Source organism: Janthinobacterium sp. CG_23.3 (assembly GCF_046115965.1).
GTDB lineage: Bacteria > Pseudomonadota > Gammaproteobacteria > Burkholderiales > Burkholderiaceae_D > Janthinobacterium.
Genome location: NZ_JBJXIB010000006.1, coordinates 60,016 through 83,564, shown reverse-complemented (window position 1 = coordinate 83,564; position 23,549 = coordinate 60,016). Strand labels below are relative to the sequence as shown.

The 23,549-nt window shown below is 65.9% G+C and carries 13 protein-coding genes; 8 read left to right on the top strand and 5 right to left on the bottom strand.

Going from position 1 to position 23,549, the window contains the following annotated elements; translation table 11 throughout:
* On the top strand, positions 1–321 hold a 321-nt coding region (locus ACFDR9_RS03630), incomplete at its 5' end, for a hypothetical protein (RefSeq protein WP_409030104.1).
* 458 nt (positions 322–779) lie between these two features.
* Here ACFDR9_RS03630 and ACFDR9_RS03625 read toward each other — a convergent pair.
* The 3 genes from ACFDR9_RS03625 to glnE form a co-directional block, all read right to left on the bottom strand.
* On the bottom strand, positions 780–1,541 hold the full coding sequence (locus ACFDR9_RS03625; protein ID WP_409030103.1) for a YoaK family protein: 762 nt from the start codon (positions 1,539–1,541) through the stop codon (positions 780–782).
* 31 nt (positions 1,542–1,572) lie between these two features.
* Positions 1,573–2,037, bottom strand: coding sequence for a cache domain-containing protein (locus ACFDR9_RS03620; protein WP_409030102.1), 465 nt, complete (start codon positions 2,035–2,037; stop codon positions 1,573–1,575).
* Positions 2,038–2,124: 87 nt separating this feature from the next.
* Positions 2,125–4,881, bottom strand: coding sequence for a bifunctional [glutamate--ammonia ligase]-adenylyl-L-tyrosine phosphorylase/[glutamate--ammonia-ligase] adenylyltransferase (gene glnE, locus ACFDR9_RS03615; protein WP_409030101.1), 2,757 nt, complete (start codon positions 4,879–4,881; stop codon positions 2,125–2,127).
* A 228-nt stretch (positions 4,882–5,109) separates the two neighbouring features.
* Between glnE and ACFDR9_RS03610 the strand changes: the two genes are divergently transcribed.
* The 4 genes from ACFDR9_RS03610 to aroG all read left to right on the top strand — a co-directional run bounded on the left by ACFDR9_RS03610 (position 5,110) and on the right by aroG (position 13,180).
* Positions 5,110–9,270, top strand: coding sequence for a YhdP family protein (locus ACFDR9_RS03610; RefSeq protein ID WP_409030100.1), 4,161 nt, complete (start codon positions 5,110–5,112; stop codon positions 9,268–9,270).
* A 160-nt stretch (positions 9,271–9,430) separates the two neighbouring features.
* Positions 9,431–10,228: a carbon-nitrogen hydrolase family protein gene (locus ACFDR9_RS03605; protein ID WP_081611947.1), complete on the top strand. Its 798-nt coding sequence runs from the start codon at positions 9,431–9,433 to the stop codon at positions 10,226–10,228.
* A gap of 39 nt (positions 10,229–10,267) precedes the next feature.
* Positions 10,268–11,728: a metalloprotease TldD gene (gene tldD / locus ACFDR9_RS03600; protein ID WP_017878629.1), complete on the top strand. Its 1,461-nt coding sequence runs from the start codon at positions 10,268–10,270 to the stop codon at positions 11,726–11,728.
* A 393-nt stretch (positions 11,729–12,121) separates the two neighbouring features.
* Positions 12,122–13,180: a 3-deoxy-7-phosphoheptulonate synthase AroG gene (gene aroG, locus ACFDR9_RS03595; RefSeq protein ID WP_026133325.1), complete on the top strand. Its 1,059-nt coding sequence runs from the start codon at positions 12,122–12,124 to the stop codon at positions 13,178–13,180.
* Between the two features lie 147 nt (positions 13,181–13,327).
* Here aroG and ACFDR9_RS03590 read toward each other — a convergent pair whose 3' ends face one another.
* Both ACFDR9_RS03590 and ACFDR9_RS03585 read right to left on the bottom strand, forming a co-directional pair.
* Complete coding sequence (locus ACFDR9_RS03590; RefSeq protein WP_017878631.1) at positions 13,328–15,913, bottom strand: TonB-dependent receptor; 2,586 nt, start codon at positions 15,911–15,913, stop codon at positions 13,328–13,330.
* Positions 15,914–16,271: 358 nt separating this feature from the next.
* Complete coding sequence (locus tag ACFDR9_RS03585; protein WP_409030099.1) at positions 16,272–19,085, bottom strand: TonB-dependent receptor; 2,814 nt, start codon at positions 19,083–19,085, stop codon at positions 16,272–16,274.
* A 578-nt stretch (positions 19,086–19,663) separates the two neighbouring features.
* On the opposite strand from ACFDR9_RS03585, the gene ACFDR9_RS03580 reads away from it, so the two are divergent.
* From ACFDR9_RS03580 to ACFDR9_RS03570, 3 genes are read left to right on the top strand one after another with little or no spacing between them, the layout of a single operon-like run.
* Complete coding sequence (locus ACFDR9_RS03580; protein WP_327076196.1) at positions 19,664–21,460, top strand: ABC transporter substrate-binding protein; 1,797 nt, start codon at positions 19,664–19,666, stop codon at positions 21,458–21,460.
* Between the two features lie 29 nt (positions 21,461–21,489).
* Positions 21,490–22,428: an ABC transporter permease gene (locus ACFDR9_RS03575; protein ID WP_026133328.1), complete on the top strand. Its 939-nt coding sequence runs from the start codon at positions 21,490–21,492 to the stop codon at positions 22,426–22,428.
* A gap of 8 nt (positions 22,429–22,436) precedes the next feature.
* Entirely contained in the window at positions 22,437–23,549 is a 1,113-nt protein-coding gene (locus ACFDR9_RS03570; RefSeq protein WP_327076195.1) for an ABC transporter permease, read from the top strand.

Here is a 23,549-nt window from a genome sequence, read left to right as displayed (position 1 = left end):
GTGGAAACTCGTCTGCACCGCGCTGAACCTGCGGCGCATGGCGAAAATGCTGTCCGCGTAAGACCTGAAAGGGCGAAAGTCCGTCCAATCCCCACTCTCAGGCTCCTATTTCATTCCACTTTCGAGTGCGAAAGTGAATCGCCATCGACGCAGGCAAGAAGCGCGTCACATGGTCAGCGCAAGAATTGTCTGCCGCGCAGACTCCTAGGTGAGGTTGGTATTGGCTTTGATATCAAATACAGCTTATTTGAAACCGGCTGCGACGCGCGCATTGGAAACCTCGGCGCAGCGAATATGGACCTTCTTATCGGGCGAGTATAAGGAGAAACGCGAATGCAATAAGTTATTTAATCGGACACTATTTACACTTTCAAAAATAAACTCTTCGAATATCCGCCACGCCGCTTATGCCGCTAAGTTCGAGCGATTTTCGTAAGTTGGATTAGTCCAACAACGTTGATCCAAAGCGCCGCGTCTTGCTTCGCCCCCCCCCAACATCGCATTCGTTGGTAATGCCGCTAGGTTAAGATTCCGTAGGTCGGATTAGCGGGACGCGTAATTCGACGCCGGGCCGCTGCCGACGCCAGTCGGGTTATGCCGTTCCGGCTAACCCGACCTACGAAAACCCTTGGAAAGGGAGCCGCTCATGCTCAATTTTGGCTTAAACAAGTCAATTTTTTGTCTGGCCTGGGCGCGCTGCGACATAATCAAGCTGACGGCATAACCCCGGAATTAGACTTGACGCTATCCCCGGCCAGTCATATGGACGGCATGTGTTGTCAAGCTTTACGGCGGTAATAGCGCCACAGCAGATGCGCGTCGTGCACGATCGGACCGATGGCCAAGGTCGCCAGCACGGCGGCCAGAACAATGGTGGCGGAGAAGCCGATATGTTTAAAGCCAAGCGCGCCAGATATGCCGCCGACGAAGAAGAACAAAACCAGCAGGGAATGTAGCTTGAGTTTCTGGCGGTTGGCGCGCACCAGTAATTCGGGCCGGGCGTGGCGGTTGTAATAGAAAAGCTTGCCCAGTTCGATACCGATGTCAGTCGACAGGCCGGTGACGTGGGTGGTACGGATCGAGGCGCCGGATATTTTGGTAATGATCGCGTTTTGCAAGCCCATGATAAAACACAGCAATAACACGGTGACCGGGGCCAGCATATCGTGCATCGCCGCCAGGTTATTGCCGGCCAGGCCGAACAATAATAGCAGCGCCGCCTCCAGTAATAAACTCAGCGCATATTGGCTGCGCAATTTGCGGCGTCGGGTCCAGTTGATCAATACGGCGGTGGTGGCCGCGCCGGCGATGAACGCCAACCAGGCCGCCAGCGCGGCCAGCGCCAGCCGGGCGTTGCCCAGCGCCAGGTCGTCGGCCATGCTGGAGACGATGCCGGTCATGTGCGAGGTGTAGCGGCCGATGGCGAGGAAGCCGCCGGCGTTGACCGCGCCGGCAACGAAGGCCAGCACGCAACCCAGATGAAGGTCGGAGCGGGCGTCGCGTTTTTCGGCGCTGAGGCGGGACAGGTAGTGAATCGGCATCGGGGCGGTCGGGCGCGTGCGCCGACCCGGCTTATTTGTAGATACCGGAGCCGACGATGATGTTGTCGACCTTCTCGATATAGCCGGCCTTCTGCTCGACCGCCTTGGTCACCGGATTGGGCCATTTGAATTCGACCCAGCCTTTGCCGGCCGGGCTGTTGGCCATCTCGATCAAACCCTTGATGACGGCCTTGCCCTCGTTGTCCTTCAATTCGATCAGGTTCTTGCCGACCATCTTAGGATTGTTGCCATGCGCCAGGGTGATGCCGTTCATGTCGTAGACGTAGACATACAGGTCGCGGTCGTGGAAGGTGGCGTTGGTCGGATCGGCAATCTCGGCGAAGGCCTTGTCCTTGCCGGCCGATCTGATCAGCGCCACGGCCTTCTTGGTCATGGCGATGGCCTGCTCGGCCGTGCCCTTGTCGGCCGCCAGCGCTGCGGACGGTATGGCGAGGATGCTGAGGCTCACTGCGACTGCGATAACGAGTGCTTTCATTGTGACGCTCTCCAAAAGTGCAATGGTGAATCCGGCCTTGTCGTCCGGCTTAAACGTACTTTCCGTACTGAAACAGTTATACAATATTTACGCGGCCTTGTCACCGAAGATGCCCGTCCATAGTTGCCGTACGCTGTCGGTGTGCGCCCGCACCTGGGCCGGTTCGACCCGCGCCGAGTCCTGGCCCTGCAGCCGGATCTGGTGCTGTAGCTTGCGCAGCGCGCGGTAGGCGTCGGCGGCGCGGGCCGCCAGCGCCGCGTCGATCAAGTCCAGCTCGCCGCACAGCTTGAGCAGGGCGATGTTGCCGACGTTGGCGGTCAGTTGCGGGTAGCGCGCCGCGTGTTGCAGCACCAGGAACTGGACCATGAATTCGATGTCGATCATGCCGCCCGGGTCTTGCTTGAGGTCGAAGCGGCCGGGGCGGGACGGGTGGGCGTCGCGCATTTTCTTGCGCATCGTCAGCACCTCCTGCTTCAGCGGCCCGTCCTGCGGCCGCTCGCGGCGCAGCACGTCTTCGCGGATTTGCTCGAAGCGCTCGCCGATGCCGGCGTCGCCGGCGCAAAAACGCGCCCGCGTCAACGCCTGGTGTTCCCACACCCAGGCCGAGTTGGCCTGGTAGCGCTCGAACGCCTGCACGCTCGACACCAGCATGCCGGAGGCGCCGTCCGGGCGCAGCGCGATGTCGACGTCGAACAGGATGCCGGCCGAGGTGTACGAGGTCATCCAGGTGATGAAGCGCTGCGCCAGCTTGGCGTACAGGCCGGGGGCGTCCTGGTCGTCGTCGTCGTACAGGAAGATGACGTCGAGGTCGGAGACGTAGCCGAGTTCCTTGCCGCCCAGCTTGCCGTAGGCGATCACGGCGAATTTCGGCACCTCGCGGTGGCGCGTCGCCAGCGCCTGCCAAGCCGACTGGATGGTGGCGGCGACGATGATGTCGGCCAGCTTGGACAGGTAATCGGCGAGTTTTTCCACCGTCAGGTCGCCGGCCAGGTCTTGCGCCAGCCAATGGAACAGCTGGGCATGGTGCATTTCGCGCAGCACGTCCATCTGCCGCTCGGTGTCGCCGGTGGCGCCGTCGAGCTGTTCTTGCAGTTCGCGCGCCAGCGCCGTCGGGTCCGGCACGTCGTTGCGGATGCGCGCGTCCAGCAACTCGTCGAGCAAAATCGGGTGCAGCGTCAGGAACGTGGCGGCCCAGCCGCTGGCGCAGACCATCAGCACCACGTGTTCGAGCGTGTGCGGGTATTCGGTCAGCAGCGACAGGTAGGCCGAGCGGCGCGCGATCGCTTCGAGGAAGTCGAGCAGGCGGCCCAGCGTGGTCAGCTGGTCGCCCGGGCCGCTGGCCGGGGCGTTCTTGGCAATCAGCGGCAGCGCCAGGTTGACCAGCGCGACCAGGCGGTTGCGGCTGGCCTCGGGCATCGATTGCAGCCGCGGCGCCTGCCAGGTGGCGATCAGGCGCTTGGCGGCGGCCGGCGGCTCGACGAAGCCGAGGGCGCGGAAGCGCGCCTCGATCGCCTCGTGGTTGTCGGGGTCGGCGCAGTCGTTGCTGGCCTGCGGGTCGAGATTGCCGTCGGCCGGCGGCGCGCTCTTGTCGCTGAACATTTCGTCGAACTGCCCGGCGACGAAGGCGCGGTGCCATTCGAGCTGCGCCAGCAGCGTGGCGGTGTCGGCCAGGCCCATCATCTGCGCCACCACCAGGCGGTCGGCGTCGTTGGGCGGCAGCGTGTGGGTCTGGGCGTCGTCGAGGTATTGCAGGCGGTGTTCGAGGTTGCGCAGGAAGGTGTAGGATGCCAGCAGTTGTTCGACGATGTCCGGCGTTAGCAGGGTTTTCTCGGCCAGTATCCGCAGCGTGGCGCGCGTCGAGCGGTCCCGCAGCGCGGCGTCGCGCCCGCCCCGTATCAGTTGGAACACCTGCGCCAGGAATTCGATTTCGCGGATGCCGCCGCGGCCCAGCTTGACGTTGTTGCTGCGGTCCGGGTGCAGGCGCTCCTGGCGGCCGACCTCGGCGCGGATTTGCCCGTGCATGTTGCGGATCGCGTCGATGACGCCGAAGTCGAGGTAGCGGCGGAACACGAACGGGCGCACGATGGCGTCGAGCGCGGCGATGTCGGCCTCGGTGCCGCTGACGGCGCGCGCCTTGACCCAGGCGTAGCGCTCCCATTCGCGGCCCTGGACGATCAGGTATTGCTCGACCATGTTCAGGCTGGCCACCAGCGGGCCGGAGTTGCCGTTCGGGCGCAGCGCCATGTCGACCCGGAAGGTGAAGCCGTCCTCGGTGATTTCGGCGAGCGCGGCGATCAGTTTCTTGCCCAGGCGGGTGAAGAATTCGTGGTTCGACAGCGGCCGCTGGCCCGGCCCGTCGGCCAGCGTGTCGCCGTCCTCCGGATAGACGAAGATCAGGTCGATGTCGGAAGAGACGTTGAGTTCGCCGCCGCCCTGTTTGCCCATCGCCAACACCAGCATTTCCTGCGGCAGTCCCGATTCGTGACCGATGGGCATACCGTGCGCGGCCACCGTCTCGGCCATCAGCGCCCGCAGGTGGGTCTGGATGGCGAAGTCGGCGAAGCCGGTCATCGCGCCGACCACCTCGGCGAGGTCGGCGCGGCCATCCAGGTCGCGCTCGATCAGGCCGGCCACCAGCAGGTTGCGCAGGCGCCGCATGGCGCGCGGTAGCGGCAGCGCCGCCACAGCCCCTTCCGGGCGGGCCTCGCGTTCCAGCGCGGCGGCGAAGTCGAGTCCGGCCAGCGGCAGGCGCGCCAGTTGCGCCACCTTGGCGGCGCGGTCGGGGGCCGCGCCCAGCCAGCGCTGGTAGAAACGGGAGGCGGAGATCAGGGGGGAGTGGCTCATCGGTGGCGTTCTGTGGGGCTCGGTAAGTGGCTGGGTAAATGGCAAAGGAAGGCCGAAATGCTGGGCAAAGCGGCGTTCTTTCCGGTGGGTATGCGGTAGAATTGGGCCGCGGGCGGAAACCCGCGCCGCCCGCCCCGCCAGGACGATGGTAAGGGAGGCGTGGTTTTGAAGCAAGTGCGCCTTTTATTCAGCTTTTTTTTACGCCGGACCCGATTTATTAGCTTATTGATGCAAAAACCGCCAGAGGAGACCGTGAACGCGCATGTGCCCCTGGCCGTGCGCTGGCGCAGGATGCGTAGCGCCTATCGGATTTGCAACCTGGCAACCCACCACGTGCTGGGCTTTAGCGTCAAGCTGGCCGTGGCCGCGTATTTCCTGTTCGCCGTCCTGTTCCTGTTCCTGCGCTACGCGATCCTGCCGAATATCGACTATTACAAGGGCGGCATCGAACAGGCCGCCAGCCGGGCGATCGGCAACCGGGTCGCCATTGCGCGCATTTACGCGTCGTGGAGCGGGCTGCGGCCGAACCTGTTCCTGGGCGACGTGACGCTGCGCGACGGCGCCGGGCGCACCGTGCTGAGCCTGCCGAGCGTGTCGGCCACGCTGTCCTGGTGGAGCGTGCTGTCCGGCGGCGTGCGTTTCGAATCGCTGGAAATCATCCGCCCCGACCTGGACGTGCGCCGCGCCGCCGACGGCACGCTGTACGCCGCCGGCGTGGCGCTGGGCGGCGCCGGCGGCGACGGCGCCGGCGCCGACTGGTTGCTGTCGCAGCGCGAAATCGTCGTGCGCGAAGGGCGCCTGCGCTGGACCGACGAGCTGCGCGGCGGCGCCCCGCTGGCGCTTGACAAGCTCAACCTGTTGCTGCGCAACAAATGGCGCAGCCACCAGTTCGGCTTGCAGGCGACGCCGCCGGCCGGCCTGGCCGCGCCGATCGACGTGCGGGCGCGCTTTTCCCACCCGCCTTTCGCGCGCCGCGTTTCCGACGTCGGCATGTGGAAGGGCGAAATTTTCGCCGACCTGAAGGACGCCGACCTGGCGGCCCTGAAAAGCCATATCGATTTTCCGTTTGAACTGAGCCGGGGCCGCGGCGCGCTGCGCGCCTGGCTGACGCTGGACCACGCCAAATTGGCCGGCTTCACCGCCGACGTCGGCCTGACCGACGTGCTGGCGCAACTGGGGCCGGAGCTGCCGGCGCTGGACCTGGTGCGCGTCAGCGGGCGCGTCTCGGCGCACGAGGTCATCGCCGCCGACGCGCAGGACGGCAAGCCGACCTTCGGCGCGCGCGGCCACGCCGTCAGCCTCAGCGCGTTTTCGCTGGAAACCCGGGACGGCCTGAGCCTGCCGCCAACTTCGCTGTCGGAGCGCTACGTCGCCGCCGCCGCCGGCCAGCCGCAACGGGTGGAAATCAAGGCCCGCTCGCTGGAGCTGCAAACCATGGCGGCGCTGGCCGCGCGCCTGCCGCTGGCCGCGGCGCAGCGCCAGGCGCTGGGGGCGCTGGCGCCGAGCGGCCGGCTGCACAATTTCTCGGCCGAGTGGCAGGGCGCCTTGCCCGAGGTTAAGTCTTACCGCGTGCGCGGCCAACTGGCGGGGCTGGGCCTGCGGGCCCAGCCGGCGCGCCCGGCGCAGCCGAGGAACGGCGCCGACGCGGCCGTGCCGGCGACGGCCGCGTTGCCCGGCTTCGACAACTTGAGCGGCGCCATCGACGCCAGCGAGCGGGGCGGCAGCGTCACGCTGGCCTCGCGCGACCTGGTGCTGCGCATGCCCGCTTACTTCAGCGAGCCGGCCATGCCGTTCGAGCGCCTCAACCTGAAGGCGCGCTGGTCTTTCGAAAGCGGCAGCAAGCTGCGGGTCGACGTCGACGGCCTCGACTTCGTCCAACAGGGCTTGTCGGCCACGCTCAAGGGCTCGCACCTGCTGCCGCTCGACGCGGCGCCCGGCAAGGGCCTGGGCAGCGCCGACTTCAGCGGCACCGTGCACAATTTCGACCTGAAAACCATCGACCGCTACCTGCCGCTGCAAACCCCGGCCGACCTGCGCCACTGGCTGGTCGGCGCGCTCGAGGACGGCGTCGCCAGCGACGTCGGCCTGCGCCTGCGCGGCGAGCTGGCGCATTTCCCGTTCAAGGCCGACACGCCGCAGGAGCGCAGCCGCGGCGAATTCCGCGTTGCCGGCCGGCTCGAGAACGCCAAGCTGAACTATTCGCCCGGGCATGTCGCCAAGGACGGCAAGGCGCCGCTGTGGCCGCAGGCCGAGCACATCAAGGGCGGCTTCGTGTTCGAGCGCGCGCGCATGGAAATCCGCGGCGACAGCGCCACCACCGGCGGCGTCGCGCTGTCCGGCGTGAAGGCGGTGATCGCCGACTTGACGGTGCCGGAAAAAATGCTCGACATCGAAGGCGGCGCATCCGGGCCGATGCAGGAATTCCTGAAGTACATGGCGGCCAGCCCGGTGCTGGAGTGGATTTCCCACTTCACCGACCAGACCTCGGCCAGCGGCAACGCCAAGCTGGCGCTCAAGCTGCACCTGCCGCTGCACCACATGGTCGAGGCCAAGGTGCAGGGCGCGCTGCAACTGGCGGGCAACGACATTACGCTGTTCCACGACTTTCCGCCGGTGCAGGGCACGCTGGGGCGCATCGAGTTCAACGAGAAGGGCGTCAACCTGAACAGCCTGGGCGGCAGTTTCGTCGGCGGCCCGGTGGCGGTGTCGGGCGGCAGCCAGCGCGACAATTCCATCGTCGTGCGCATCGCCGGCAACGTCACCGCCGACGGCTTGCGCAAGGCCTATCCGGCGCCGGTGATGCAGCGCCTGGCCGGGCACCTGAGCGGCGGCGCCCGCTACAGCGCGCTGGTGACGGCGCGCGAGCACCAGTTCCAGGTCGCGGTCGACTCGAACCTGGTCGGCCTGGGCCTGGACTTCCCGGTCCCGGCGAAGAAGGCGGCGGCCGACAGCCTGCCGCTGAAGTTCGTGCTCAGCGGCGGCGCCGCCAACGAGGCCGGCCTGACGCGCGACGACATCCGCATCGCGCTCGGCGGCGGCATCGCCGCGCGCTACCAGCGCGAGAAGCAGGGCGGCGAGGCTTGGCGGGTGGTGCGCGGCGGCATCGGCGTGAACACGCCGGCGCCCGAGCCCGACAGCGGCATGATGATCAACGTCAACCTCAAGTCGCTCAACGTCGACTCCTGGCTGAACCTCGGCGGCGCCATCGCCGGCCCGGCCGCCGCCCCCGGCGCGACCGCGGCCGGCGACGCCGGCGCCCCGGAGCTGGGCCAGTACGTGCTGCCGGACCTGATGGCGGCGCGCGCCGACGAGATGATCCTGGGCGAACGCAAGCTCGACAACGTCGTCGTCGGCGCCACCCACCAGAAGGGCCTGTGGCAGGCCAACGTCGATTCCAACCGCGTGTCCGGCTACGTCAGCTGGGTCGAAACGCCGTCGGGCCTGGGCAAGGTGACGGCGCGGCTATCCTCGCTGATCATTCCGGAGTCGGCCGGCGCCGACGTCAAGGACTTGCTAGAAGGTAAAAACGGCGCGGCCCAAAGCATCCCCGCGCTCGACATCGTGGCCGAGCGCTTCGAACTGTTCAACAAACAGATCGGCCGGCTCGAACTGCAAGCCTACAACGCCGCCGCCACCGGGCGCGACTGGCGCGTCAGCAAGTTATCGCTGGCCAACGCCGACGGCGAGCTGAAGGGCACCGGCAAATGGATTTTGCGCGACGGCCAGAGCAACACCAGCCTGAACTTCACGCTCGACATCGCCGACGCCGGCAGGCTGCTGGACCGCTTCGGCTTCGCCGACACGGTGCGCAAGGGCAAGGGCAAGCTGAGCGGCGACATCAGTTGGAAGGGCTTGCCGTATTCGCTGGACATCCCCAGCCTGAGCGGCCAGCTGGTGATGAACATCGAATCGGGCCAGTTCCTCAAGCAAGACCCGGGCGCGGCCAAGTTGCTGGGTGTACTCAGCCTGCAGGCCCTGCCGCGCCTGCTCAAGCTGGATTTCCACGACGTCTTTTCGGAGGGGCTGGCGTTCGACGGCATCAGCGCCAACGCCAGCATCGCGCGCGGCGTGGTCAAGACCGACAACTTGAAAATGCACGGCGTGGCCGCCACCGTGTTAATGGACGGCAGCGCCGACATCGCCAACGAATCGACCAACCTGCACGTGGTGGTGATACCCGAGTTCAACCTCGGCACCGGGCCGCTGGTATACGCGCTGGCGGTCAACCCGGTCATTGGCTTGGGCAGCTTCCTGGCGCAGTTGTTCTTGCGCGCGCCGGTGATGAAGGCGCTGACCTACCATATGCAAGTGACGGGGCCGTGGAAGGCGCCCGTGATAAGCAAGCTCGATAGTGGTAAATTGGAGGCTGCGCCGGCCAAGGCCAATTAAGCGCGGCGCCGAGGGGGCAGGGGGCGAGGGGACAGACCACGATTTCCGGGGGGAAGTTTCCCGGAAATCGTGGTCTGTCCCCGGTGTGGAGCGCGGAAATCGTGGGCTGTCCCCGGTGTGGAGCGTCACGCTCATCAAACGAGAACGGGCAAGAATTTCTATGGATACAGTTGCAGCAGTACAGATGATTTCCTCGCCGTCGGTGGCCGACAACATCGAGACGGCGCGCCGCCTGATCGGCCAGGCCGCCGCCACCGGCGCCTGCCTGGTGACGTTGCCGGAATACTGGGCCATCATGGGCCAGCACGACAGCGACAAGGTGGCCCACGCCGAGCAGGCCGGGCGCGGCCCGATCCAGGACTTCATGGCGCAGATGGCGCGCCAGCACGGCGTCTGGCTGATCGGCGGCACGCTGCCGCTGGCCAGCGAGTTGGAGGGCAAGGTCTTGAACACCACGCTGGTGTACGACCCGCAGGGCCGGCCGGCCGGACGCTACGACAAGATCCACCTGTTCGGCTTCACCAAGGGCAGCGAATCCTACGACGAGGCGCGCACCATCGTGCCGGGCGCGGCGGTGGGCAGCTTCCAGGCGCCGTTCGGCCGGGTCGGCCTGTCGGTCTGCTACGACCTGCGCTTCCCCGAGCTGTACCGGGCGATGGGGCCGTGCGCGCTGATCGTCGTGCCGGCCGCCTTCACCCACACCACCGGCCTGGCGCACTGGGAGGTGCTGCTGCGCGCGCGGGCGATTGAAAACCAATGCTACGTGCTGGCCGCCGCGCAGGGCGGGCTGCACCCGAACGGCCGCCGCACCTGGGGCCACAGCATGCTGATCGACCCGTGGGGCGAGATCAAGGCGCTCTTGCCCGAGGGCGAGGGCGTGGTCAGCGGCGCGGTCGACCCGCTTTTCCTGGCCAGCGTGCGCGAGTCGCTGCCGGCCCTGCAGCACCGCACCATGTAATGCGGCATAATTCAACAACATCGACGAAAAGACACCATCATGAACCTATTTGAACCGAACCTCTCCACCATGGCGGTGGCCCGCGAGATCCTGCTGACGCCGTTCGGCCTGGACGAGGCCAAGCTGTTGAAGGCGCTGGGCACGATGTTTACGCACAAGGTCGACTACGCCGACCTGTATTTCCAGTTCACCAAGAACGAGGGCTGGAGCCTGGAAGAGGGCATCGTCAAGACCGGCAGTTTCTCGATCGACCAGGGCGTCGGCGTGCGCGCGGTGTCGGGCGACAAGACGGCTTTTTCGTATTCGGACGAAATCTCCGAAAGCGCGCTGCTGGAAGCGGCGGCCGCCACGCGCACCATCGCGCGCGCCGGCGCCGGCAAGGTCAAGGTCGCCGGCGCCATGCGCCAGCAGGGCGGGCGCTCCTTGTACCTGCCGAACGACCCGCTCGACTCGCTCGACGCCACCGCCAAGGTGAAGCTGCTTGAGCGCGTCGAGAAAATGGCGCGCGCCAAGGACCCGCGCGTGGTGCAGGTGATGGCCGGCTTGGCCGGCGAATACGACGTGGTGCTGGTGGTGCGCAGCGACGGCGTGCTGGCGGCCGACATCCGGCCGCTGGTGCGCGTGTCGGTGACGGTGATCGCCGAGCAGAACGGCCGCCGCGAGATGGGCTCGTCCGGCGGCGGCGGGCGCTACAGCTACGACTACTTCAGCGACGCCTTGCTGGAGCAATACGCCAGCGAGGCGGTCAACGCCGCCATCGTCAACCTCGACGCCCGTCCGGCCCCGGCCGGCCCGATGACGATCGTGCTGGGACCGGGCTGGCCCGGCGTGCTGCTGCACGAGGCGATCGGCCACGGCCTGGAAGGCGACTTCAACCGCAAAGGCTCGTCGGCGTTCTCCGGGCGCATCGGCGAGCGCGTCGCCGCCAAGGGCGTCACCGTGGTCGACGACGGCACGCTGGCGGACCGCCGCGGCTCGCTCAACATGGACGACGAGGGCAATCCGACCCAGTGCACCACGCTGATCGAGGACGGCATCCTGAAGGGCTACATCCAGGACACGATGAACGCGCGCCTGATGAAAATGCCGGTGACCGGCAACGCCCGCCGCGAATCGTTCGCCCACCTGCCGATGCCGCGCATGACCAACACCTACATGCTGGCCGGCGACAAGGACCCGGCGGAAATCCTGGCGTCGGTGAAAAACGGCCTGTACGCGGTCAACTTCGGCGGCGGCCAAGTCGACATCACCAACGGCAAGTTCGTCTTCTCGGCCAGCGAAGCGTACATGATCGAAAACGGCAAGGTCACCTATCCGGTCAAGGGCGCCACGCTGATCGGCAACGGTCCCGACGTGCTGAACCGCGTCTCGATGATCGGCAACGACATGCGCCTCGATTCCGGCGTGGGCGTGTGCGGCAAGGAAGGCCAGAGCGTGCCGGTGGGCGTCGGCCAGCCGACGCTGCGCATCGACGGCGTCACCGTCGGCGGCACCGCCTGATAAGAGGATGGCGCGCCTCCGGCGTTGAAAAAACCCGAGGCGGGCAGCCGGCGCCAAGGCGGCAAGGTCGGACCGTCGGGGTCCGGCCCCGGGTGCACGCCCTTGGTTTCGCCTATGTCGCGGCGCCGCAACAAAGTACAAAAGGACAATTTCCTTGCCAAGCGGCGTGGATTGGCGGTATAGTCGTTGCGACTTCAATGGATTCCGACATGCACAGCTTCCCATTTTTTACCGGTTATTTTTACTTTAGCAATTCCAACCCAAAGGCGGTGGAGTAGCGGCCGGTTCACGTAGCAAGCAAAAACGAGATCCCAGCAAATCCTGAAAACCGCCAACGATGGCGGTTTTTTTTTACCTCGACGTTTTATCTTTCGACTCTTTTTGGAGAACACCATGCCACGCACCGACGATCTGCGCATCCGCGAAATGAAAGAATTAACGCCGCCGTCACACCTGATCCGCGAATTCGCCTGCTCGGAAAACGCCGGCCAGACCGCCGCCGACGCGCGCATCGCGCTGCACCGCATCCTGCACGGCCAGGACGACCGCCTGATGGTGGTGATCGGGCCGTGCTCGATCCACGACACCAAGGCGGCGATGGAATACGCGCGCCTGCTGGTCAAGGAGCGGGCGCGCTTCGCCGGCGAACTTGAAATCGTGATGCGGGTGTACTTCGAGAAGCCGCGCACGACGGTGGGCTGGAAGGGGCTGATCAACGACCCGTACATGGACAACAGCTTCCGCATCAACGACGGCCTGCGCATGGCGCGCGAGCTGCTGCGCGACATCAACGAACTGGGCCTGCCGGCCGGCACCGAATTCCTCGACGTGATCAGCCCGCAGTACATCGCCGACCTGATCAGCTGGGGCGCGATCGGCGCCCGCACCACCGAGTCGCAGGTGCACCGCGAACTGGCGTCGGGGTTGTCGTGCCCGGTCGGCTTCAAGAACGGCACCGACGGCAACGTCAAGATCGCCGTCGAGGCGATCAAGGCGGCCTCGCAGCCGCACCATTTCCTGTCGGTGACCAAGGGCGGCCACTCGGCCATCGTCTCGACCAACGGCAACGAGGACTGCCACATCATCCTGCGCGGCGGCAAGGCGCCGAATTACGACGCCGTCAGCGTCGAGGAGGCCTGCAAGGCCATCGCCGCGCAAGGCTTGGCGGCGCGCCTGATGATCGACGCCTCGCACGCCAACAGCTCGAAGAAACCGGAAAACCAGGTGCCGGTGTGCGCCGACATCGCCGCCCAGGTGGCCGGCGGCGACAGCCGCATCGTCGGCGTGATGGTCGAATCGCACCTGGTGGCGGGGCGCCAGGACCTGGTGCCGGGCAAAGAGCTGGTGTACGGCCAGTCCGTGACCGACGGTTGCATCGACTGGACCCAGAGTGTTGCCGTGCTCGAAGGCCTGGCCGCCGCGGTGCGCCAGCGCCGCCTGCAACAGGACTGACGGGGGCCGGGCGCGGCGACGCGCCCGCCAGACGCGTCGCGCCGGCATGGCCGTCAACGCAAAAAACCGGCGCCGGGCGCGGGGTTTCCCCCGCCTTCCCGGCGCCGGTTCGGGCGGCCGTCTGCGGCGCGCCCTTCTCCCCGCCGATTAGAACGTATAGCCTGCGCGCACGTAGAACGCGCGGCCGACCGGGTCGGTGTAGCGCGGATCGTAACCCTTCTGGAACAGCGTGCCCTGGTTGGAGAACGGCGGCTCCTTGTCGAACAGGTTTTTCACGCCGGCCGTCAGCAGCAAGCCCTTGACGCCGGCGTAGCTGCCCGACAGGTTGATCAGGCTGTACGAACCGATGTCCTGCTTGAACTCGGGATCGACCGCGTTCTGGTCGGTGTAGCCCGACTTGAACGACTGCGCCAGCGTCGCGCTGTAGTCGCCCATGCGCCAGTTCAGCGCCAGGTTGTGCTTCCAGCGGAACACCACGTTGTTGTCGGCGTAGCGGCCGACGTTGTGGATGAACTCGCCGTTGCGCTCGTTCTGGTAGTCGTACTTGTGCACATAGGTGCCGTCCAGCGAGACGGTGAAGTTGCCGTAGGCGCTGGCCGGCAGGCGCAGGTTCAGGCTGGCGTCGATACCGTCGGTCTTGACTTCGCCGATGTTGTCGTTGAGGTCGAGGATGGCGTTCGGCGAGCCGTCGGCGTTGCGCAGGAACAGCGCCTTGTAGCGTTCATAGTTGCCGAAAATGCTTTGCTCTGGCAGCGAGGAGATCTTGTCCTTGAGCGCGATGTTCCAGTAGTCGAGCGCCAGCGTGACTTCCTTGATCGGCTCGATGACCATGCCGACGGCGAAGGTCTTGGATTGTTCAGGCTTCAGGTTGGGATTGCCGCCCTGCAGCTTGAACTGCTGGGTTTTGCAGTCGCGCGAAGGGTTGGCGCCGGGTTGCTTGACGCCGCCCGGGCACAGGATCGGATCGCTGTACGAGTCGTTGGTGTCGTTGCGCGACGGCGGGCCGTTTTTCTCGAACAGCGTCGGCGCGCGGAAGCCGGTGCTGGCCGAGCCGCGCAGCAACACCTGCTTGGTGGGCTGGTAGCGCACGCCGATTTTCGGGTTGGTGGTGTTGCCGACGTCGCTGTAATCGTCGTAGCGCAGCGCCAGTTGCACTTCCAGGTCCTTGACCAGCGGCAAATTCAGTTCGCCGAACAGCGCCTTGATATTGCGCGAACCGTCCTTCGACAACGAACCCGACAGGCCGGAGCTGCTGGCCTGCGAGGCGATCGCGCGGTTGACGTAGAAGTCGGCCTTCTCTTGGCGCACCTCGGCGCCCACCGCCAGCGCCATCATGCCGCCGGCCATCGGCATCAGCTCGCGGCTGGCCTTGGCGTCGAGCGCGGTCGTGGTCACCTTGGCGTTCTGCACTTCGCCGCGCAGCGCGGTGCTGGCCAGGTAGGCGGTGCCGGCGGCGTTTTGCGGTCCGAACGGGTTCAAGATGCCGTTGGCCACGCCGGCCGCAAACGAGGCGTCCTGCACATAGCCGCCGGTGAAGTTTTCGGCCGATTTGCTGATGGCGCGGCTCAAGCCGGTCTGGTAGTCCCAGCCGGCCAGTTCGCCCTCCAGCGACAGCAACAGGCGGTCGGTGCGGCCCTTCGAGTCGATTTGGCGCTGGCCGGCGTCGATCGGGCGCCAGTTGACGCTGAGCGGATCGCCGGACAAGCCGGGCTGGGCCGGCACGCCGCCCGCGTTGCCCGGATAGTAGGGGCTGCTGGCCGGCAGCACCAGGCCGATTTGCGGCGGCGGCGCGGTGCGCGCGCGCACGTCGCTTTCCGAATGCAGGTATTCCAGCGTCGCCAGGTGGCTGCCCAGCTTCAGCGCGCCCTTGCCGAAGAAGGCCAGTTGCTTTTGCTCCGGCAAGTTGTCGATCTGCCGCGTGTAATCCTGGCGGCAGGTATTGTTGTCGACGCTGGGCACCGACAGCGGCGGCTGGCAGCCGGTGGCGAAGCTGGGATTGCCGGCCAGGTCCGCGGTGGCGTCGTAATAGTTGCCGGGGAAGGTGGTGCCGCTGGTCGTGTCGAGGCCGCGGGCGCGGTTCACGCCGGTCTTGGAGAACTCGCGCTGCTGCGAGGTCAGCACTTTTTGCTTGTGGTAGTCGACCACGCCGAAAACGTTGAAGCCGTCGGTGTCGAGCTTGCCGAAGCCGGACGACAGGTTGACGCGATGCTCGCCGCCGCCCTTGTGTTGCGGCGCCACCACTTCGGCGGTGATGTTGGTGACGTTGACCGAACGTTTGGTGATGAAGTTGATCACGCCGCCGATGGCGTCGGTGCCGTAGATCGCCGAGGCGCCGTCGCGCAGCACTTCGACCCGGTCCAGCGCCGACAGCGGAATGATGTTCAAGTCGACGCTGGCGCCGTCGTACGGGTGGTTGGCGATGCGCCGGCCGTTCAGCAGCACCAGGGTCTTGTCGCCGCCCAGGCCGCGCAAGTCGGCGCCGGCCTGGCCGCCGGTGGGCAGGCCGCTGGAGTTGCCGCCGACGGAGTTGCCGCTGCCCAGGTTCGATTGGTTGGACGGGATCTTGCTCAGCACTTCCTGGGCCGTGGTCAGGCCCTGTTTGATGAATTCCTCCGCCTTGATCACGCTCAGCGGGTTGGCCGTTTCCGACACCAGGCGTTTGATCGACGACCCCGTCACCTCGACGCGCTGCATCGGTGCAGCCTCCTGCGCCTGCGCCGGCTGCGCCAGCATACCTAAGCTCGCGGCAAAACCACCGGCACAAATAATACGAACGGAACGCGACAAAACTGATTCTCTGAACATGTGCGGAACTCCCTTTTAAAAGCGTGATTGGCTATTTCGAGTGCAGTCGACGTGGGGTGGCCATGGCGACCGGTGCAGCAACCTTGCTAATTCGTTTAGCAAGATTTGCGAATCAATGTACCTAGCAGATGATCCTAGTGTCAACATTTACAGCGCGGTTGTGCGGTTAAACAACGCCTGCGCGAGCGGCGTTTGGCCGCGCGCAAAGGCCCGCGCGCGCGGCGACCGGCGGCCGCCGCGCGCATGCGGCGCCGCGGCATGGCGGCGCCGACCTCCGCCGCGCCGACTAGTTAAACCGGTAGCTGGCGCCGAGCTTGAAGTAACGGCCGATGGCGCCGCTGGCGTCCATCGGGTTGTAGGTCAAGCCGCCGTAGGTCAGCGCGTCCAGCGGGGCGACCTTGTCGGTGGCGTTGGACACCGAGGCGAACAGTTGCAGCGCCTTGCTGTAGTTCCAGCGCGTCGACAGGTCCAGCGTCGTGAACGAGGCCAGCGCGCAGCCCGGCGGCGCGTCGCCGCCGTCGGCCAGCACGGTGGCGCACTTGGCGCCCTGGTACTTGGTGTTCTTCAGGTCCGAGCGGTAGTTCAGCGTGCCCGTGACGTTCCAGTCGGCCCGGTCCCACGAGGCGACCAGGTTGATTTTGTTCTTCGGCGTGCCGGCGCAGTTCGAGGTGTCGCAATTGCCGTGGGTGCCGGCGAACTGGTAGCGCACCGTGGCGGACTCGGCCCGCAGCCACGAGGCGATGTGGGTCCAGGTCAGGCCGACGCTGGCGCGGCCGTACTCGCCCAGCCGCAGGCGCTGTTTGAGGTCCAGGTCGACGCCCTTGATCTCGGTGAAGCTGGAGTTGCGGTAGGGCGCGCGCGCCAGCAGCAGGGTGCTGGTGTTGGGCGCGACCACGCCGCCGATGCTCAGGTTATTGTCGGCCCGGATCGCGCTCGGCAGCGCCGCCGCCTCGTTGTACGGCAGCGGGTTGATCTCGTCAATGCGCTTGATCTTCCACGCGTCCAGCGACAGGCTGGTGTCCTTGAGCACATCCCACACCAGGCCCAGCGTGTAGCCCTTCGAGGTTTCCGGACGCAGGTTCGGATTGCCCAGCTTGACGGCGTTGATGGTGATGTTGCAGTCGGTCGAGGTGGCGCCCGGCAGCGGCGTCTTGCCGTTCGGACAGCGCACCGGGTCGACGGTCGGCGCGGCGCCGGTGCTCTGGCTTTCGGCGCCGGACTCGGCCGGACCGGGCGCGCGGAAGCCCTCGGCGTAGGTGCCGCGCAGCGCGAAGGTTTTCAGCGGGGTCCACTTGGCGCCCAGTTTCGGCGTGCTCGAGCTGAAGTTCTGGTACTTGTCGTAGCGCAGCGCGGCCGACAGTTCCAGCGTGTTGACGAGCGGCGCCGCCACCTCGATGAACAGCGCCGAGACCTTGCTGTCGCCCTTGGCGGCGACGTAGTTCGAGTTGACCGAGCCGTCGCGGGTGCCGTCGAGCGAGGGGTTGTCGAGTTTTTCGCGGCGGTGCTCGGCGCCCACGGCCAGGCCCAGCATGCCGCCCGGCAGCGCGAACAGCTCGCGCGAGGCCTTGGCGTCGACGATGTCGAGCTTGGTGGTGGAGTCGGAGCGCAGGCTGCGCGCCATCGCCGCGTACAGCGAGGCCGGGTTGCGGCCGGCCTGGGCCCCGAGGTAGTAGGGGAAATACTGGCTGGCCGGGTTGCCCAGCGCGTCGCGCACCACGTTCAGGTTCAACATGTTGCTGTAGTCCAGGTGCAGTTTCGACTCGGAATGCACGTAGGCGGCGTCGTAGTCCCAGTCGCCGAGCTTGCCCTTGGCGCCGGCGACGAAGCGGCTGAACTCGTTGTTCGCCGAGCGCGTGCTGGCGCCGACGTCGAAGGCGGTGTAGCGCACCCGCACCGGCACGCCATACGGGTTTTGCGGATGGTTCGCGGCCAGCAACATGGCGGTGCCGGCGCCGGAGGCGTAGTTGATCACGCCGGCCGGGTTGGCCGCGCTCGACGGGAAGGCCACGGTCGGGGTGATGGTCGGCGGGATCATCTGGAAGGAGGTGTCGCGCTTCGAGTAGCCCAGTTCGGTGTAGAGCTGGGTGTCGGGATGCAACTGCCAGGTGCCGCGGCCGTACAGGTTGACCGATTCGATCTTCGGCTGCATCGCGCGGAACTGGTCGTGGTGCCACAGGCAGCCGCCCTTCGGGTCGGGCGGGGCCGACGCCGACAGGCCGGCGCAGCCCGGCAGGGAAACGTAGTCGAGGGTGGCGGGGTTGCGGATCGAACCGGCCGGGCCGGCCGTGGCGTCGTTGTTGCCGTTGATGTAGCCGGAGGCGAACTGGGTGCCGATCGGGTAGCCGTAGGCGCGCAGGTCGCCCTTGCCGATCCAGTCGCGGCCGGCGCGGTCCTTGTTGAACAGCATGTCGGACTTGCTGTATTCGGCGTTGACGACGAGGTTGTAGTTGTCGCGCTCGAGGTTGCCCTTGCCGACGCTCAGCGAGGCCTTGTGCTGGCGCGCGTCGCCGTCGCCGGAGACGCCGCTGTCGGCCTTGAGCATGCTGCCCTCGAAGTCCTTGCGCAAGATGATGTTGACGACGCCGGCGATGGCGTCGGCGCCGTAGGTCGACGAGGCGCCGTCCTTGAGAATCTCGATGCGCTCGACGATTTGCATCGGCACGCTGCTCAGGTCGGTGAAGCTTTTCTGGCCGTCGTCGGCGCGCGCGAACGGCGCCATGCGCCGCCCGTTGAGCAGCACCAGGGTCGAGGTCGCGCCCAGGCCGCGCAGCGAGATCGCCGTCGAGCCGGCGGCAAAACCGTTGCCAAAGCCGGTGGGCAGCGAGCCGGCGCCGTCGGCGGTCAGGGTTTGCAGGAAGTCGGCGACGCTGCTTTTGCCCGATTTGAGCAACTCGTCGCGGCCGATCACCTGGATCGGCGAGGCCGTCTCGGCGCTGGCGCGCTTGATGCTTGAGCCGGTAATTTCAACCCGTTGCATATTGCCGTCCTGGGCCAGGGCCGGCTGGGCCAGCGCGGCGGTGGCGAGGGCGGCGACGCCGCCGGCGCACAGCAGGCGCACCGAGCGCGATATCACGGTTTCAACGGTTTCCATCCTGATCATGGTGCTGGCTCCAGTAAGTAACGGTATTGGTTGGGGGCGGGGGAGGTCGTTTCCTTAACTCTGTCAAAAAAAATCATATTGATTTTTTATTAATCGATAAGACCACCGCGCCCCCGCGGCTGTCAATCGCCGGCATGTTCGTTCAACATAGAAACAACACCAATAAAATTGCCGTAATCGTCATTATTTACAGAGTGAGGCCGCGTATGTTGCGGCGCAAAAAGCGCTTTATTACGGTGTAAACCACTTACCCCGGGCCGGCGGGCGGACCGGCCGGCGTCCTGCGTCCGCCGATGCTGCGCCGCAGCACGTTTGGCCAGTCCGGCGCACATCCGCGTTTTCCGCGCGCGCCGGCGCCGGCGCAAAATATTTATGTCCGCAGGGGTTCGCCAAGACGGTGGAATATGCGTTATCGTTACGCCTCTTTTTGGGCGCGGCACAATACCAGGGACCGCACCCAACCGGCACGGAACTTGCATTAGTGAAACGGGCGTTCAACGCCGGCCCCCGCCAACCGGGGGCCGGTCGGCGCGGCGCACTGATACGGGGCGTCACAACAAGACATGGAAGGGTTGCAGATGAGATCAAAATGGGGCCAGCGCTTGACGCTGGCGGCAGCGCTGGGCGCCTTGGCGCCGCTGGCGGCGGCCGCGCCGGACGAGGCGGGCAAGCCGGTGAAGGTGTTGCGCTATATCTTGCCGGCGGCGGAAACGGGTTTCGACCCGGCCACCGCGCGCGACCTGTATTCGAACCACATCACGCAGGCCATTTTCGAGCCGCTGTTCACCTACGACTACCTGGCGCGCCCGGCCAAGCTGGCGCCGCACGCCGCCGCCGCGCTGCCCGAGGTGTCGGCCGACGGCAAGACCTACACGATCCGCCTGAAAAAGGGCATCGTTTTCACGCCCGACCCGGCCTTCAAGGGCAAGCGGCGCGAGGTGACGATGGCCGACTACGTGTACTCGTGGAAGCGGCTGTTCGACCCGAAACTGGCGTCGGCCCACACCTGGCTGCTGGAAAACAAGGTCGTCGGCCTCGACCAGCTGGCCAAGGACGCCAAGAAAAGCGGCAAGTTCGACTACGACAAGGCGATTCCCGGCTTCGAGCTGCTCGACCCGTACACGCTGCGCATCAACCTGACCCAGACCGATTTCAACCTCGGCATGATCCTCGCGTACGAGCCGACCTCGGCGGTGGCGCGCGAGGTGGTGCAGCAATACGGCGACGTCAAGGGGGAGGTCGCCTCGAACCCGGTCGGCAGCGGCCACTACAAGCTGGGCCAGTGGGTCCGCGGCAACCGCATCGTGCTGGAGGAAAACACCGAGCACCTGCCCGAAACCTGGGACTTCGAGGCCGGCGACGACCCGGACGACCAGCGCATCGTGCGCCAGATGAAGGGCAAGAAAATCCCGCAGATCGGCCGCATCGAGATTAGCGTGTTGATCGAGGACCAGTCGCGCTGGCTGTCGTTCCAGAGCGGCGGCACCGACCTGTTCTGGCTGGACGGCCCGCTGTCGCCGAAGGCCATGCTGGACGGCAAGCTGCGGCCCGAGCTGGCGGCCCGCGGCGTGCAGCTGTCGCGCCTGATCGACCCGGAAATCACCTCCTACTATTGGAATATGCAGGACCCGATCCTGGGCGGCTTCGCGAAGGAAAAAATCGCCCTGCGGCGCGCCATCGCGATGGCCCACAACATCGACGAGGAAATCCGCATCGTCTGGCAAGGCCAGGCCGAGAAGATGGAATTCCCGATTCCGCCGGGCGTCGTCGGCCACGACCCGCACTACAAGAGCCTGCTGCAATACGACCCGGTGCTGGCCAACAAGCTGCTCGACAAGTTCGGCTACAAGAAGGGCGCCGACGGCTGGCGCACGCTGCCCGACGGCAAGCCGCTGGTGCTGCACTACGCCTCGCGCAACGAGGCCAGCGGCGTGTTGCAGGCCGAGATGTGGCGCAAGACCTACACCTCGATCGGCATCCAGATGGTCAACGACCGCATGATCTTCTCCGACATCCTGAAGACCGAGAAGCAGTGCAAGATGCAAAGCCGCAGCGCGCCGTGGCTGGCCGACTATCCGGACGGCGACAACTTCATGCAGTTGTACTACGGCCCGAACACGCACCAGAACAACAACGGCTGCTACCAGGACCCGGAATACGACAAGCTGTACGCGGCCAGCCAGAAGATGGCGGCCGGCCCCGAGCGCGACCTGCTGTACCACAAGATGGCGCGCCTGCTGGAAGTCAACGCCGGCGCCCTGATGGGCTACGCGCGCTACCGCAACATGCTGGCCCAGCCGGGCGTGCTGGGCTACAAAAAACACCCCATCCTGCACCAGGAATGGCAATACATCGACATTGAAAAAGCCAAGTAAGCGCCGCTTATAGTTACTAAGGAAAAATAATGTTTGCTTATATATTGCGTCGCCTGTGGCAGATGCTGCCCACCATGCTGGGCGTCGTGCTGCTGGTCTTCCTGCTGTTTAACTGGGTCGGCGGCGACCCCGCCTATATCCTCGCGGGCAAGATGTCGAACGCCGAAAGCATCGCCAACATCCGCGCCCAGCTGGGCGTGGACCAGCCGTACTACGTGCAACTGTGGATCTTCGTCAAGCAGATCGTCACCTTCGACTTCGGCCAGAGCTGGGCCACCGGCGAGACCGTCTCGCACATCATCGGCAGCCGGCTCGGACCGTCGCTGACGGTGCTGCTGCCGTTGACGATACTGGAAACCTTCTTCGGCATCGCGCTGGCGCTGGCGATCGCCTTCGTGCGCGGCTCGCTGACCGACCGCGCCGTCATGGTCGCCTGCACCGTCGGCATGTCGATTTCCATCCTGGTCTACATCATCGTGTTCCAGTACGGCTTCGCCTACAAGCTGGGCCTGTTCCCGGTGCAAGGCTGGGGCGAGGGCTTTTGGGAAAACCTGCTGCGCTATTCGACGCTGCCGATCCTGATCGGGCTGGCCGTGTCGATCGCCCCGACGTTGCGGCTGTACCGCACCTTCGTGCTCGACGAGGTCAACCAGGATTACGTGCGCACCGCGCGCGCCAAGGGCTTGCCGGAGCGCCGCATCATGTGGGTGCACGTGCTGCGCAACGCCTCGATTCCGATCATCACGCATGTGATGTCGAATTTGCCCGCGTTGTTGATCGGCGCCTTTTTGCTCGAGCGCTTCTTCGGCATCCCCGGCATCGGCCGCGAGGTGATTTTGGCCGTCGAGCGCAGCGACTTCCCGGTGATCAAGGCGATCACCGTGTACGTCGCCGCCGCAACCATGGTCTTCAATCTGCTCACCGACCTGATGTACCAGGCGGTTGATCCACGCGTACAACTGAAGTAAGGATAGCGATGTCGAATACTCACTCATCGCCGGGGCTGTGGGCCCTGGCGTGGCGCCGTTTGCGCGCCGACAAGATGGCGATGCTGGCGCTGGCCGTGGTTGGCGCCTTCCTGCTGATGCTGGTGCTGTCGTCCACCGGCGTCATCGTCGCCGACTGGGAAGACGAGGTTGGCGTCAGTTACGCGCCCCCTTCCTTCCTCGGCGCCGGCGCCGTCGCCGCCCTGCAGGAAAAGGCCAAGGCCAAGGCCGGCCATAGCGCGCCGACCGAAGTCAACGTGCTCGACCCGCTGGCCGACGAGATCGCCCAGTTGCGCGCCGAAATGGGCGCCAGCCCGGACGTCGCCGTCGACATGTACGGCGTCGCCGACCCGCTCGCCGCCGATCTGGCCGCGCTGCGCGCCGGCATGGCCAAGTCGCACGGCGCCGGCGCCGCCGCGAAACTGGCGACGCTGCCGTTCGGCGCCGACAAATGGGGCCACGACGTGCTCAAGAAAACCATCAAGGGCGCCGAAACCTCGATCGTCGTCGGCCTGGTCGCGGCGCTGCTGGCGGTGCTGCTGGGCACCCTGTTCGGCGCCGTCTCCGGCTACTTCGGCGGCGTCGTCGACGATTTTTTCAACTGGTTCTACAGCATCTTCACGGCGATCCCGTCGATTCTGATGATACTGACGGTGGCCGCCGTGCTGCAACAGAAGGGCTTGATGACCATCGTCTTGATCCTCGGCCTGACCGGCTGGACCGGGCCGTACCGCCTGATGCGCGCCGAATACATCAAGCACAAGGCGCGCGAGTACGTGATGGCGGCCGACGCCATCGGCGCCTCGCACTGGCGCAAGATGTTCTCGCACATCTTCCCCAACGTCAGCCACGTCGCGCTGGTGCAGATGTCGATCCTGGTGGTCGGCTTCATCAAGGCCGAGGTGATTTTGAGCTTCCTCGGTTTCGGCGTGCCGGTCGGCATGGTGTCCTGGGGCAGTATTTTGAACGAGGCGCAAAACGAGTTGATTCTTGGCATGTGGTGGCAGTTGACCGCCGCGGCCGTGGCGATGGCGGTCCTGGTGACGGCGTTCTCGCTGTTTACCGACGCGCTGCGCGACGCGCTTGACCCGAAAGTGAAATAG

Excerpts from the sequence above, each read along its gene's own strand:
- ACFDR9_RS03605 (WP_081611947.1), top strand. The coding sequence starts at position 9,431 with ATGGATACAGTTGCAGCAGTACAGATGATTTCCTCGCCGTCGGTGGCC.
- ACFDR9_RS03590 (WP_017878631.1), bottom strand. The coding sequence starts at position 15,913 with ATGCTGGCGCAGCCGGCGCAGGCGCAGGAGGCTGCACCGATGCAGCGC.
- ACFDR9_RS03625 (WP_409030103.1), bottom strand. The coding sequence starts at position 1,541 with ATGCCGATTCACTACCTGTCCCGCCTCAGCGCCGAAAAACGCGACGCC.
- ACFDR9_RS03620 (WP_409030102.1), bottom strand. The coding sequence starts at position 2,037 with ATGAAAGCACTCGTTATCGCAGTCGCAGTGAGCCTCAGCATCCTCGCC.
- glnE (WP_409030101.1), bottom strand. The coding sequence starts at position 4,881 with ATGAGCCACTCCCCCCTGATCTCCGCCTCCCGTTTCTACCAGCGCTGG.
- ACFDR9_RS03575 (WP_026133328.1), top strand. The coding sequence starts at position 21,490 with ATGTTTGCTTATATATTGCGTCGCCTGTGGCAGATGCTGCCCACCATG.
- ACFDR9_RS03570 (WP_327076195.1), top strand. The coding sequence starts at position 22,437 with ATGTCGAATACTCACTCATCGCCGGGGCTGTGGGCCCTGGCGTGGCGC.
- tldD (WP_017878629.1), top strand. The coding sequence starts at position 10,268 with ATGAACCTATTTGAACCGAACCTCTCCACCATGGCGGTGGCCCGCGAG.
- ACFDR9_RS03585 (WP_409030099.1), bottom strand. The coding sequence starts at position 19,085 with ATGATCAGGATGGAAACCGTTGAAACCGTGATATCGCGCTCGGTGCGC.
- ACFDR9_RS03610 (WP_409030100.1), top strand. The coding sequence starts at position 5,110 with ATGCAAAAACCGCCAGAGGAGACCGTGAACGCGCATGTGCCCCTGGCC.
- aroG (WP_026133325.1), top strand. The coding sequence starts at position 12,122 with ATGCCACGCACCGACGATCTGCGCATCCGCGAAATGAAAGAATTAACG.
- ACFDR9_RS03580 (WP_327076196.1), top strand. The coding sequence starts at position 19,664 with ATGAGATCAAAATGGGGCCAGCGCTTGACGCTGGCGGCAGCGCTGGGC.